The sequence below is a fragment of the Frankia sp. CcMO1 genome, assembly GCF_977945845.1.
Map to the genome: position 1 here is coordinate 35723 of NZ_CDWTMG010000010.1, position 13200 is coordinate 48922.

Below are 13200 nucleotides of genomic sequence, written 5' to 3' on the forward strand. Positions count from 1 at the left end.
GGATGCGATCACCCCGTCGATGCGCCGCGCCATCGACGAGACGAACCGGCGGCGCGAGAAGCAGATCGCCTACAACACCGAACGCGGGCTGGACCCCCAGCCCCTGCGCAAGAAGGTCGTCGACATCCTCGACGACATGGTTCGCGAGTCGGCCGACGGCGAGCTGATCGGCGGCGGCCGGTCGCAGTCCCGCGGCAAGGCCCCGGTTCCGGGGATGAAGTCGCGCGCCGGCAGGGAGGGTGCCGCCGGCCGGTACGCCGCCGAACTCGCCGGCCTGCCCTCCCACGAACTCGCGCAGCTCATCCGCCAGCTCGACGACCAGATGCACGAGGCGGCGAAGGAGCTGCAGTTCGAGCTGGCCGCCCGGCTGCGCGACGAGATCGCCGAGCTGAAGAAGGAGCTGCGTGGCATGGGCGCCGCCGGCGTGCAGTGATGCCGTGAGCGCCGGCCTGCCACGATCAGCCGGCTGGGGCGGCGGTATCCGTGCCGCTGGCGACGGTATCCGTGGCGACGGTCCCGGTCTTGGCTGCGGCCTTGGCGTCGCGGCGGGCCAGCAGGTCCTGCCAGACCTCCTCGATGCGGGCGTCGAGGTCGTCCAGGCTCCCACCGTTGTCCACCACGATGTCGGCGACGGCCCGGCGCTGGGAGTCCGTGGCCTGGTTCGCCATCCGCGCCAGCGCCTGGTCGCGGGGCAGGCCGCGGGCCTCGATGCGGTGCAGTCGCAGCTCCCGCGGCGCCTCGACGACCAGCACCACGTCGTAGGTCCCCTCGGCGTGCACCTCGACGAGCAGCGGGATGTCGTGCACGGCGATCCCGCTCGGTGGCACCTCCCCCATGCGCCGCGCCGTCTCCTCGCGGATCAACGGATGGACGATCGCTTCGAGCCGGCCACGGGCGGCGGGATCGGCGAACACGATCCGGCCGAGCGCCTCGCGGTCCAAGCCACCGTCCGCGTTCGCCAGTTCGGTGCCGAACTCCGCCAGGACCGCGGCGAGCCCCGGGGTGCCGGGCGCCACCACGTCCCGGGCGACCTGGTCGGCGTCGATCAGCAGGGCGCCCCGGGCCGCGAGGCGCGCCGACACCGCGCTCTTGCCCGAACCAATGCCACCCGTCAGACCTACTGTGAACACATCGCCGAGTCTGCCAGCTCCCGGAGCCAGCCACCCGACCGGTCCGCCCGTCTGCGCCCTCGCGTACTTGGCAGCTCGCGTACTTGGCAGACTGTGCGGATGGAAGCTGCCCCGGTCGCGCACCGGCTCTGGCCGGTCCTGCTCACCGGCACGCTGCTCGGTCTCGGTGCCCTCGGCCTCGCCCTGGCACCGGCGCTCGCCGATTCGGCGCCGTTGCTGCTCGTCGCGCTGCGACCCACGTGGGCGATCCTGCTGCTGGTCGGCGGCACGGTGCCGTTCGTCCCCGCCCTGCTGATCGCCGCGTTCTTCCGCGGGCTGATCGACGTCGGCTACTTCGATCTGGCCCGCAACAACATCCGCTCGGTGCTCCTACGGCGCCTCAGCACCGGCCGCGTCGTGGCGGCGCTGTCCCGCCGCGGCACCCAGCGCCCGCTGCTGTGGTTCTGCCTGCTGAACACCAACGCGGCGGTGGACGCGGTGCTCGGCGCCGGCGACGTCCCGCTGCGCCGGTTCCTGCGCTTCCTGGTTCCCGGCTCCCTGCTGTCCTCGGCCCTCTACCTGACGGCGGCGCGTGCCGTGACGCCATGGACGCACGGCGTTGTCACCTGGCTCGACGAGAACATGACCTTCCTGATCCTCGGCAGCCTCACGTTAGCGATCATCCAGCTGGGGGCGCGGACGGTCCTGCGCCGTCGGGGTCGGCTCCGCGCTGCATCCGAACCGAGATCCTGCCGGGTGCGGTGGTTCGCGAGGAGGGTGGCGCCGCGATCGACGACACGGCGGTCAACGAGGCCTACGACGGCCTGGGCTCGACGTTCGCGTTCTACTCCGACGTCCTCGGCCGGAGCTCCATCGATGACGAGGGGATGGCTCTGCTCGCCACCGTGCACTACGGCGACCACTACGAGAACGCCTTCTGGAACGGCCGCCAGATGGTGTTCGGCGACGGCGACGGTGAGCTGTTCAAGCGTTTCACGGTGTCACTCGACATCATCGGTCATGAACTGACCCATGGCGTCACCGAGGACGAGGCGGCGCTGATGTATGTGAACCAGTCCGGCGCGCTCAACGAGTCGATCAGCGACGTCTTCGGTTCCCTGGTGAAGCAGTACGTCCGCGGCCAGACCGCCGAGCAAGGCCGACTGGCTGATCGGCGACGAGCTGCTCACCGACGCCGTCCAAGGCGTCGCGCTGCGGTCGATGAAGGCCCCCGGGACCGCCTACGACGATCCGGTGCTCGGCGACGACATCCAGCCCGGACCACATGGACCGCTACGTCCGGATGACCGCCGACAACGGCGGCGTCCACATCAACTCGGGCATCCCGAACAAGGCGTTCTACCTCGCCGCGACGGCTCTTGGTGAATACGCCTGGGAGAAGGCCGGCCACATCTGGTACGAGACCCTGCGCGCACCGCAGATCCGGCCGAACACGACGTTCCGCGCATTCGCCTCGGTGACCGTGCGCCAGGCCGGCCTGCTGTTCGGTGCGGACGCGCGGAAGGCCGTCTCCGAGGCGTGGCAGGCCGTCGGCATCGCCGTCCGCGCATCCGGGTAATTCCGCGCATCCGGGTAATTCGGACCATCACGCCCGGCGGCATCGGACGTCACCGCCCGGAACCACCTTGCCCGCCTTCGCGGCCCGGGCCCGCAGCAGCTCGCGGATGCGCTCCGCCGGCAGCGGAGGCGAGATCGCCTCTCCCTGCAGCAGGTCGCAGCCGAGGTCGACCATCATCGTCAAGGTCCGTTCGTCCTCGATGCCCTCACCGACGACCCGCAGCCCCAGGCGATGTCCCAGATCGAGCACGGAACGCACGATCGCGGCGTCGGGCAGGCTCCCCCGGACGTCCGTGACGAACCCCCGGTCGATCTTGACCTCGTCGAACGGCAACGTCTTGAGGATCTCCATCGAGCTGTACCCGGTGCCGAAGTCGTCGAGGGAGAGCGCCACGCCGTGGGAGCGCAGCTGACCCAGCATCGTCGCCGCACGCGCGGGCTGGGTGACCAGGGCGCTCTCGGTGATCTCCAGGGTGAGGACGTCGGGGGCCAGCCGGTGCGCGGCGATCGAGTCCGAGACCACCCGGGGAAGGTCGTCGAGCACCAGCATCCGGGGGGAGAGATTGACCGACACCGGCAGGTGCAGGCCTCCCACGTCCCAGGCGGCACACTGCCGCAGCGCCTCGTCGAGAACCCACCGGGTCAGGTCCGCGATCAGGGGGGACCGCTCGGCGATCGGCAGGAACTCGCCGGGGGGGAGCAGCCCACGGCTCGGGTGCCGCCACCGCAGCAACGCCTCGGCACCGACGATCCCACCGGTCCGAGCCGACTGGACCGGCTGGTAGTACAGAACGAGCTCGTCGCGGCCGATCGCGGCGCGCAACTGGGCGTTCAACGCGATCTCCTCGGGCCGCACCCCGGCGATGCCGGCCTCCCACAGGCCCACGCTCTCCCCGACCCGCTTGGCCCGCAGCAGAGCCGCATCGGCGCAGCTCATCAGGGTGGCCATGGTCGCGCCGTCGCGGGGGGCCACCGCGATGCCCACCGAGGCGTCCACCTCGACGTCGACCCCGCAGACCTGGAAGGGCCCCTGGATCTGGCGGAGGACCCGCCGACCCAGGGTGCGCCGCCGCCCGGCAGCTAGGGCCGCGGGCAGGGGGCCGCGGACGGCCGGCGCGCCCGACGGGCCGAGCGGGACGGGTGAAGCGGATGAGGGAGGCGAGGCGGATGAGGGGGGCGGCGCCGGGGTGATCTCGGGTCCGCGGAACACCAGCGCGAACTCGTCCCCGCCGGCCCGACCGACGAACACCGGCCTCGGGGTCAGGGTCGGCAACGTCTCGGCAATCATCCTCAGCAGCTGGTCGCCGCCGAGGTGACCAAGCGCATCGTTGACCTCGTGAAACCGGTTGAGGTCCACCAGGACGAGGACAGCCTCGTTCCCCGCGGCGTTGATCTTCGCAACGGCGGACTGCCCGATTTCCATCGTCCCGCCCCGATTGGCCAGGCGGGTAAGGGGATCGGAACGGGTCTGCAGCAGGCCCTCACGGAACAGGGCCTTCGCCACCGCGCCCACGAGCACGACGGCGGCGATGGTGGAGAACATGGGCGCGGCGGCCTCGGCCAGTCCGTCGTGGGCGATGACGCCGGCGACGACGGCACCGCAGACGGCCGCGGTGCCGGCGACGGCCCAGCCGACGGGGACCAGAGCGGCATAGGCGCACAGCACCGGGAACCAGGTCAGGTAGGTGTCCGCGTTCCGGCCGGGCGCCGCGCTCGCCAGCGCGAAGGCGAGCGCGGCGGCGAGCGAGGCGACGGCGACGGGCGGAATCCAGCGCCCTCTCGGGTTAGCCACCAGCCCGACGACAGTGTTGCCGACCGCGACCACCAGACCCAGCCAGCTTCCCCAGCGCAGATAACCCGGGGAGCCCGGAATGCACCCGGCGAGCAGGAAGAGCACCGCCGCGATCGCAGGGGTGACCACGAGAAAACGCCGACGGCCGGCGAACGTACGCCCGCTGATCAAAAACAGCTTCCTCCCGCACTGACCCGCGATGAGCCCGACCGAACGGACCGAGCGGATCAGGCGGGCCGAACGGAGACGAACCGCACCGAGCGGGACGTCGCCCCGGGTGTCGCGGCGACCCCGCATCCGAGAGATCACGGTGCACGACGGCGACAGGACCGGGTCAGGTTTCCTTCCAACATAGCCGTCGATCCGGCGTGACCGACATCACGGCCAGCAGTTTCCTGGCACCGATGCGATTTCACGGCACCGATACAATTTCACGGCTCGGTACAATTCCTCGACCGATACCGGATACGACGGGAAATCCGGGAAACCAGCGGAATAATTCGGCACAAAAATGACATCCGGGGTACAGAAACGCTCAGTGACAGGAACGCTCAGTGTGCCGCGTCGTCCCAGGTGCGGCCGGCGCCAACGCTCACGTCGAGCGGCACCGACATGGTGTACGCGGAGGTCATCTCGGCCCGGACTAGCCGCTCGATCGCCTCGTACTCGCCGGGCGCGATCTCGAGGACGAGTTCGTCGTGCACCTGGAGCAGCAGCCGGGAGGCGTACCCCCCGGCACGCAACGCCCGGTCGACCCCCAACATCGCAATCTTGATGATGTCCGCGGCGGAACCCTGGATCGGCGCGTTCAACGCCATCCGCTCGGCCATCTGCCGCCGCTGGGAGTTGTCACTGGTCAGATCGGGCAGGTAACGACGGCGGCCGAGGATCGTCTCGGTGTAGCCGTCCTTGCGAGCCCGTTCCACGACCCCACGCAGGAAGTCGCGGACCCCGCCGAACCGGGCGAAGTAGGCGTCCATGTGCTCCCGGGCCTCGTCCGGCGCGATGCCGAGCTGCCCGGCGAGGCCGAACGCGGACAACCCGTAGGCCAGGCCATACGACATCGCCTTGATCCGCCGGCGCAACTCCGGGTCGACCTCGGAGACCGGCAGGCCGAACGCCTCGGCGGCCACGAAGGTGTGCAGGTCCTCGCCGGAGCCGAACGCCTCGATGAGGCCCTCGTCACCCGAGAGATGAGCCATGATCCGCATCTCGATCTGCGAGTAGTCCGCCGTCAGCAGCGTCTCGTAGCCCGCGCCGACGACGAAGGCCCGGCGGATCTGGCGCCCCTCGGCCGTCCGGATCGGGATGTTCTGCAGGTTCGGGTCCGCGGAGGAGAGCCGGCCGGTCGCGGCGATCGTCTGGTTGAACGTGGTGTGGATGCGCCCGGCGTCGTCGATCATGGGGATCAGCGAGTCGACGACCGTCTTGAGGCGGGCCACGTCACGGTGCCGCAGCAGCACCGGCAGGAGCGGATGGTCGGACTGGACCGCCAGCCAGGCGAGGGCGTCGGCGTCCGTGGTGTAACCGGTCTTGATCTTCTTGGTCTTGGGCAGGCCCAGCTCGTCGAAGAGGATCTGCTGCAGCTGCTTGGGGGAGCCCAGGTTGAACGGCCGGCCGACGATCTCGTGGGCCTGCGCGGCGACCGCGCTGACCTCGCCGCCGTAGCGCTTCTGCAGCTCGGCCAGGTGCTCGGAGTCCACGGCGATGCCGGCCCGCTCCATGCCGGCCAGGACCGTGACCAGCGGGAGTTCGATGTCCCGCAGCAGGGTGGCAGCGGAGCGGCGTTCAAGGTCCGCGTCGAGGGCGTCGGCGAGCTCGAGGCAGGCCCGGGCCCGCACGGCGTCCGCGTGCGCCTGGTCGGCCTCGCCGGAGCCGTCGAGGGTCAGCTGCTGGCCGCCCGGGACGGGGTCGGCGGACAGGTCGCGATGCAGGTACCGGGCGACGAGATCGGCCAGGTCGAAGGACCGCTGGCCGGGCAGAGCCAGGTAGGCCGCGAGCGCGGTGTCACTGGTGACGCCGGCGAGCGGCAGGCCGAGCTCGGTCAGGGCCAGCATCGGCCCCTTCACGTCGTGGGCGGCCTTCGGCTGGTTCGGGTCGGCGAGCCAGGCGCCCAGCGCCGCCACGTCCGCGGGGGTGAGCAGCGTCGGGTCGAGCCAGGCCGCGGCACCGCCGGCCGCGGCCAGCGCGAGACCGGCGAGCAGGCCGGTGCCGCGCCCCCAGGTGCCCCGGGCGTGCAGGCCGGTACGGCCGGCTCTGTGGGCGTGCTCGGCGAGCCACCGGGCCACCTCGCCCGGCCCGAGCACGGTCAGCTCGATCTCGAACCCCTCGTCGGCGGGAGGCGGCGCGATCGCGAGGGCCGCGTAGAGCCGCTCCCGCAGCACCCGGAACTGCAGCGTGTCGAACAGCTGGTGGACGGCCTCCCGGTCCCAGGGCCGCATCCGCAGGCCGGCGGGGACGACGTCGAGCGGCACGTCACGGGACAGCTCCGTCAGGGAACGGTTGCGGATGACCTCGGACAGGTGGGCGCGCAGCGACGCCCCGGTCTTCCCGCCGATCTCGTCGGCATGGTCGACCAGTTCGGCCAGCGAGCCAAACTGCTGGATCCACTTGGTGGCGGTCTTCTCCCCCACCCCCGGCACCGACGGCAGGTTGTCGGAGGGATCCCCGCGCAGGGCCGCGAAGTCCGAGTACTGCACCGGGGACAGGCCGTACTTCGCCTGCACTTCGTCGGGGGTGAAGCGGACCATGTCGCTGATGCCCTTGCGGGTCATCAGCACCGTCACCCGCTCGTCGACCAACTGCAGCGCGTCACGGTCACCCGTGACGACCAGCACGTCCATCCCCTCGGCCGCGCCCAGGGTCGCGAGCGTGGCGATCACGTCGTCGGCCTCGTATCCCGGCGCGCTGACCCCCGGCACCGCGAGGGCGTCGCACACCTGGTGGATGAGGCTGACCTGGCCGACGAAGTCGGCCGGGGTCTCAGCCCGACCGGCCTTGTACTCGGCGTACTGGGTGTGCCGGAAGGTCGGGGTCGGCAGGTCCCACGCCACGGCGACATGGGTCGGCCGCTCGTCGCGCAGGACGTTGATGAGCATGGAGGTGAATCCGTACACCGCGTTCGTCGGCTGGCCCGTGGTGGTGGAGAAGTTCTCCACCGGCAGCGCGTAGAAGGCGCGGTAGGCCAGCGAGTGCCCGTCAAGCAGTAACAACCGGGGCGTCGCCGGGGTCGGCTTCGCGGGGCTCGATGGCGCGGGACTCGGCGAGGGCGCGGCCGGGCCGGCCGCGGTGGCCACAGTGGCCGCGGTGGCCACAGTGGCGGACGCTGCCGGGCTCCCGGACGGGGACGAGGTGGGGGACGAAGTGGTGACGGACACGCGGCGAGTTTAGGCCGTGGGTCGGACAGTTTCGCCGCGAGCGGGCGGACCGACGCGTCGACCACGTCGCTCCGTCACGTCGCTCCGCCGATCGGTCAGGTCCGCCGATCGGTCAGGTCCGCCGATCGGTCAGGTTCGTCCGGTCACGGTTTGACGAGGGTCACGGTTTGACGAGGGAGCTGACCGGGCCGAGCACGGTCCGTTTCCCGGCCCGGACCTCGTACACGTAGACCGTCGAACCCTCGACCTCACCATTCTTCCGGAATCTGATGCGCTTGGTGACCCCGGGAACGTCGACCGAGCCGAACCGGGCGAGCACGGCCTCCCGCGTCGCGCCGCTACCGAGCCCGCGCAGCACCTCGATGACGGCGTTCGTGGCGTCATAGGCCTCGCCGGAATAGGTTCCAGGCCGCGCATCGGCGTTGATCGTCTTGTAGTCGGCGACGAACCCCGCCGCCGCAGGATCGCTGTTCGGGTCACCGCAGGGGCAGGTCAGCAGCATTCCCTCGGCGTTGCCGGCACCGGCCTGGCGGATGAGCTGGTCGTCGTTCGCGCCGTCGCCGCTGACGACCTTCCCGGTGTACCCCTTGCTGCGCAGCGCCCTGGTCAGCAACGCGAGTTCCGCGTAGTAGCCCGAGTAATACACGGCATCCGGATTCTCGGCGAGGATCTTCGTGGCCTGGGACGTGTAGTCCTTCGTCGGATTGATGCCGTCGTGGATCACGCGGATTCCTCGGCCGGTCAGGGCCTTCTCGAGCGATCCGGACAAGCCGGTGCCGTATTCGCTCCGGTCGTCGAGAGAGTAGACCTTGTCCACCTTCACGACCTTGGCGAGGTATTCCGCGGCGGCGGATCCCTGCACGGTGTCCGGGGCGATGACCCGGTAGAAGCTGGTGAACCCGAGGTCGGTAAGCGCCGGATTGGTGACCGACGGGCTGACCGACAGCAGCCCGGCCCTGCTGTAGAGCGGCTCACTCGACTTCGTCGGTCCGGAGAAGACGGGGCCGACGACGCCGATGACCTTCGGATTGTCGATCAGCTTCTGTGCGGCGGTGGGCCCCTGCTCGGCCATACCCTGATCGTCCGAGGCGACCAGGCGCAGCCTGAACGGCAGATCCTTGCGCCGGTTCGCCAGCTCGACGGCGGTCAGCACCCCGTCGTAGGCGTTGATGCCAAGCTGCTGGTTGTCGCCGGAGAGCGGCCCCTGAAAGCCGATGACGTATTCCTTTTTCCCGTCGTCACCGGACGCACCACCGCCGCAGCCGGCAAGGACGGCCGCGGCCGTCAGCACACCCACGGATCCGAGGGCCCCCCACCGCGTCACGCTCGGTCGGGGCACGCCCCGTCGCCGTCCAGGACCCGTCATGACACGCCCTCCCACAGCACATCGCTGCCGCCACCGCCCCCTCGGCGTCAGAACCCGGTCCGCCGCCACCGCATCTTGGCAACCGATCGAAATCGGATAGTGACGAAAACGTAACCTTCGGAGGGGTGGAAGGGAAGCGCAACGTGAGCGTGTCGTAACTTGAAGGAGGTTTCGCCGGTGGGTCCGAAAACGAACGACCTGATCGGAGAAGCGAACGACCCGGCAGAACCCGCAACGGCCTGGTCGGAGGATGCCGGTCGCCGCAGCCATTGCGGCAGCCGCCGCAGCGTCATCGCCGGTCGGTCAGTTCTCCGTCTTCAACGGGACGAATCTGCCGCCGAGTACCGTGTAGAGCACGACCGTGGGCGATCGGGTGTCCCCCCAGCGGTCGAAGGCGACGGAGCCGGTGATCCCCGCGAACGAGCCGCTCCCGATCGCCGTCACGAGGTCGTGCCTGGTGGCCGCGTCCACGGTCGTCCGGCCCGGCAGCACCGTGGCCGCTGCGCGGATGATCGCCCTGGCGGCGTCGTACGCATAGGCCGCGACCGCGGGGATGGCCTCGGCCCGCCGCAGCTCCAGCTCCGCGGCTGGCTCGTTCACCCCGGACGTGCCGCGGGTACCGGCGGCCGGCGGCCCGTGGGGCCCCTCCTCCAGGCCCGACCCCGATGCCGGTGCCGATGCCGGTGTCAAGATGCCGTGGACCGCACTCGGGGTGGTGGTGGCGCCCCGGCCGGGCGAGGCGGTCTCCGCTGGATCCTCCTGGCTCCGCAGGTCCGCAGGGTCCTCCTGGCCCCGCGGGCCCAGGGTCCCACTCGGCCGCCCACTCGTGCCAGGCGATTCCACGCCGCCCGAGGCCCCTGGGCGGGTACTGCCCTCGTCATCCGCCGGTCCCCCGAAGCGGTCGGAGTAGTCCGCGACGAAGGCGCCTGAGGACGGCAGCCGAGTCGGCGGGACCAGCGGACCGATGATCAGGTCGCCGTCGGCCGCCGACCTCGCCTCGTCGGTGTAGCGGGACTGGAGCAACGCGTCCGAACCGAGTACCTGGATCGACGTTCCCGCGTCGGCGAGCCGGGCCCGCAGTTTCCCGGCGAAGGCCGCACCCATCGAGACATAGACCAGATCGGGGGCGTCCTCCTCAATCGCCCGCGCGGTGCCGGCGATCTCGGATCCATCCGTCTCGTCCCCCCGGACCTGGTATACCGATGTCACCGACGCGCCGAGGGCGGCGGCGCGCGCCGCGAAGCGGGCGCCCAGGGTCGTGCCGTATCTCGGTTCGCCGTCGACGACGGCGATACGCTTGCGGCCGAACGTCCTGACCGCGTACTCGGCGGCGACCCGGGCCTGGCGCTCGTCCGTTCCGGCCAGGCGGAAGTAGGACGGGAAGGGCCGGGTGCGCGGCCGGGAACCGGAATCGGTCAGTGTCGGGTCCGCGTTCGACGGGGAGACGACGGGGATGCCCGCGGCGCTCAGCGTGGGCAAGGACACCTTCGCGACGAGTGAGCTCAGCGGCCCGACCACGCCGATGACCTGATTGTTCGCCACGAAGGCGTCCACGGCCTGCGCTCCCCTGTCCGGACGGGACAAGTCATCGTGGGCGGACAGCTCGATGCGCCAGCCCGGGATGGCCCCGGACTTGTTGGCCTCGTCGACCGCGAGCGTGACGGCGTTGCGCGCGCTCACCCCGTCCGTGGAGAGATCCCCGGACAGCGGCGCCATCACACCGAGGGTGGCGACCCGGATGACGCCGGCGTCATCGCCGGCGCCAAGGCTGGCGGCCAGCGTGAACCCCAGGACCGGGGGCACCGCGAGGATCAGGACGGCGAGAGCCGCGAGCGCCGCGCGCCCGCGACCGGTGCGCGATCTGGCCCGGGTCCACCGCCCGATCGAACCGGCCATCGACGCGAGAGACGCCCGCGACGAATCGCTCACCCGGCTTCCGGGATCACGGACACGGAGGTCACGGACACGGAGGTCACGAGCCCGGCAACGCCTCACCCGACAGCACGGCCTCGGCGACCGCCCGCATCGTCCGGCGCTGGTTCATCGAGGTGCGCTGAATCCAGCGGAAGGCATCCGGCTCGGTCATGCCGTGCTCGGTCTGCAGCACGCCCTTGGCCCGCTCGATGATCTTCCTAGCCTCCAGGCGCCCCTGCAGGTCCTCCACCTCGGCCTCGAGGCTCACGATCTCGGTGAACCGGCTCATCGCCATCTCGATCGTGGGCAGCAGGTCCTTCTTCTGGAACGGCTTGACCACGTAGGCCATGGCGCCGGCCTCACGGGCACGTTCCACCAGCTCCCGCTGGCTGAAGGCGGTGAGGATGACGACGGGAGCGATACGGTCTTTCGCGATCTTCGCGCCGGCCTCGATGCCGTCCATCCTCGGCATCTTCACATCGAGGATGCACAGGTCGGGGCGGAGCTTGCCGGCGAGGTTGACGGCCATCTCGCCGTCGCCCGCCTCCCCGACCACCTCGTAGCCCTCCTCCTGGAGCATCTCCCTGAGGTCGAGCCGGATCAGCGCTTCGTCCTCGGCGATCAAAACCCGGCGCGGGTTCGAGGAGGGTTGGCTCATCGAGTCGGACTCCTGGTCTCGGAGGTGCGTCCCTAGTGTGACAGGACGGACGATCGGGGTGGCCGCCCCGCCCCGGGCACGGAGGGCGGGAGGTCGAAACGCACCCTACCCGGATAGAGTCTTCAAGGAGAGGTTCCGGCCAGGTTCGACGGCGATCTCCTCGCCCTCGTCCCGCCCGGTTCCTCCGCCCGTTCCACTTGCCCCAACTCGCCCCTGTTACGTCTGATCCAACACGCTCCACCCGCCGGCCCCGGTACTCCAACGGCAGAGAGACGGTGCTCAAACCACCGACAGTGTGGGTTCGAATCCCACCCGGGGTACGTACAGCATCCACACGCCGAAGTGACGACGCGGATGCATTCCGTGTGGTGAGCCGGACTGGTGCCGGTGGCGGCGCCGCCGAGGCGACAGCGGCCACCGCCTCGATCCGGTCGGCCTGAAGTCTGATCATGATGCTGGCTTCCTGGGCCTCGTGGTGTACCTGGACGGTGAGCTGCGTCAACTCGTAGAACTCGCGCTGGATCTCCTCGGGGGCGTCGTGGAGGCTCAGGCGCAGCCGGGGCAGCGCGCCGAGCAGGGCGGCGCCGTCGACGGTGGGCCGGTTTGAGGTCTGCACGTCGTCCGCAGCGGCAGCGTCGAGGGTTTCCAGTTCGGCGGCTTTGGCGCGCCGCTGTTCCTCGAGCCCGTTGTAGGACTTCCGCAGCCCCTGACTGAACGGGTCGTCGGGGTCGGCGTCCTGTGCCTGGCGCAGAATGTTCTGCTGGCGGCGGGGCAGGTCCGCGAGGGTGCGCTCCATGGCGACGCGGCGTGCCTGCCGATCCTCGGTTTCCCGGTCGCCCGTCGTCGCGAGTTCAGCGAGGTAGGTCTTCGTCCTGTCGGGGCCGAACAGCCGGTCGGCGTAGAACTCGGTGAGGGCGTAGAGGATGACGTCCTCGCGGATGTAGAACGTCCGGGATGCCCGTCGTACGCGTCGGGTCCGCCGCCGCGGTCGTTCGGGCGCGGCCGGCACTGGTAATAGGGGCTGCCGTGCCGGAGGGTGCCGGCCATCCGGCGGCCACACCTCGTACTCGGCCACGGACTGGTTGATCCGCCGCTGCAGCAGCGACGCCTGCGGGCCATCAAGCCGAATCGGCTCGTTCCAGGCGAACAGCGGCACCCCAGCGCGTTCCAGCGCCCGCTCGACCGAGAGGTTCTCGTACATCCGCCGGGCGATCCGGGACATCGACTCGCAGATCACGACATCGAACCGGCGGCCCGGCGACGCGACCTCGGCCAGCAGATCATCACTGGCCGTTCTCCACACACCCGCCCAGGTTGCCCTCGATGAAACGGTCGGACCGGACGAACGCGGTCGCGGCGCGGACGGCATCCGCCGCACCGAGCGGGAGGCCCGCATCGAAGTTAGT

At 70.5% G+C, this 13200-nt stretch carries 9 protein-coding genes, 1 tRNA gene and 2 pseudogenes; 4 read left to right on the forward strand and 8 right to left on the reverse strand.

Going from position 1 to position 13200, the window contains the following annotated elements; translation table 11 throughout:
• The coding region (locus tag AC08OU_RS02930; protein WP_476604263.1) for a UvrB/UvrC motif-containing protein at positions 1 to 433 on the forward strand (433 nt) is incomplete at its 5' end.
• 25 nt (positions 434 to 458) lie between these two features.
• On the opposite strand, the gene coaE is transcribed toward AC08OU_RS02930, so the two are convergent.
• Positions 459 to 1130 carry a dephospho-CoA kinase gene (gene coaE, locus AC08OU_RS02935; protein ID WP_476599173.1) on the reverse strand — a complete coding sequence of 224 codons (672 nt, stop codon included), beginning with the start codon at positions 1128 to 1130 and terminating at the stop codon, positions 459 to 461.
• 719 nt (positions 1131 to 1849) lie between these two features.
• On the opposite strand from coaE, the pseudogene AC08OU_RS02940 reads away from it, so the two are divergent.
• Positions 1850 to 2688 (forward strand): annotated as a pseudogene (locus AC08OU_RS02940) (M4 family metallopeptidase); the annotation flags it as partial.
• Positions 2689 to 2715: 27 nt separating this feature from the next.
• Here the strand turns inward: AC08OU_RS02940 and AC08OU_RS02945 are convergent.
• The 5 genes from AC08OU_RS02945 to AC08OU_RS02965 all read right to left on the reverse strand — a co-directional run bounded on the left by AC08OU_RS02945 (position 2716) and on the right by AC08OU_RS02965 (position 11794).
• Positions 2716 to 4776, reverse strand: coding sequence for a putative bifunctional diguanylate cyclase/phosphodiesterase (locus tag AC08OU_RS02945; RefSeq protein ID WP_476599175.1), 2061 nt, complete (start codon positions 4774 to 4776; stop codon positions 2716 to 2718).
• 254 nt (positions 4777 to 5030) lie between these two features.
• Entirely contained in the window at positions 5031 to 7793 is a 2763-nt protein-coding gene (gene polA / locus AC08OU_RS02950) for a DNA polymerase I (protein ID WP_476604264.1), read from the reverse strand.
• Between the two features lie 223 nt (positions 7794 to 8016).
• Positions 8017 to 9222, reverse strand: a complete 1206-nt coding sequence (locus AC08OU_RS02955) for a branched-chain amino acid ABC transporter substrate-binding protein (RefSeq protein ID WP_462186173.1) — start codon at positions 9220 to 9222, stop codon at positions 8017 to 8019.
• Between the two features lie 303 nt (positions 9223 to 9525).
• Positions 9526 to 11151, reverse strand: coding sequence for a branched-chain amino acid ABC transporter substrate-binding protein (locus AC08OU_RS02960; RefSeq protein ID WP_476604265.1), 1626 nt, complete (start codon positions 11149 to 11151; stop codon positions 9526 to 9528).
• A gap of 43 nt (positions 11152 to 11194) precedes the next feature.
• Entirely contained in the window at positions 11195 to 11794 is a 600-nt protein-coding gene (locus tag AC08OU_RS02965) for an ANTAR domain-containing response regulator (protein ID WP_009399419.1), read from the reverse strand.
• A 247-nt stretch (positions 11795 to 12041) separates the two neighbouring features.
• Here AC08OU_RS02965 and AC08OU_RS02970 point away from each other — a divergent pair.
• A tRNA-Leu gene (locus tag AC08OU_RS02970) sits at positions 12042 to 12114 on the forward strand.
• 152 nt (positions 12115 to 12266) lie between these two features.
• On the forward strand, positions 12267 to 12401 hold the full coding sequence (locus AC08OU_RS02975) for a hypothetical protein (RefSeq protein WP_462202632.1): 135 nt from the start codon (positions 12267 to 12269) through the stop codon (positions 12399 to 12401).
• A gap of 465 nt (positions 12402 to 12866) precedes the next feature.
• On the opposite strand, the pseudogene AC08OU_RS02980 reads toward AC08OU_RS02975, so the two are convergent.
• Together AC08OU_RS02980 and AC08OU_RS02985 are read right to left on the reverse strand one after the other, a co-directional pair.
• Positions 12867 to 13097: pseudogene (locus AC08OU_RS02980) on the reverse strand (recombinase family protein); the annotation flags it as partial.
• On the reverse strand, positions 13078 to 13200 hold a 123-nt coding region (locus tag AC08OU_RS02985), incomplete at its 5' end, for a DUF6508 domain-containing protein (RefSeq protein WP_476599183.1). The gene AC08OU_RS02985 and the pseudogene AC08OU_RS02980, both read right to left, overlap by 20 nt.

Bases quoted from the DNA above. Each gene is read 5' to 3' on its own strand.
- AC08OU_RS02945 (WP_476599175.1), bottom strand. From the start codon at position 4,776: ATGCGGGGTCGCCGCGACACCCGGGGCGACGTCCCGCTCGGTGCGGTT.
- AC08OU_RS02955 (WP_462186173.1), bottom strand. From the start codon at position 9,222: ATGACGGGTCCTGGACGGCGACGGGGCGTGCCCCGACCGAGCGTGACG.
- AC08OU_RS02965 (WP_009399419.1), bottom strand. From the start codon at position 11,794: ATGAGCCAACCCTCCTCGAACCCGCGCCGGGTTTTGATCGCCGAGGAC.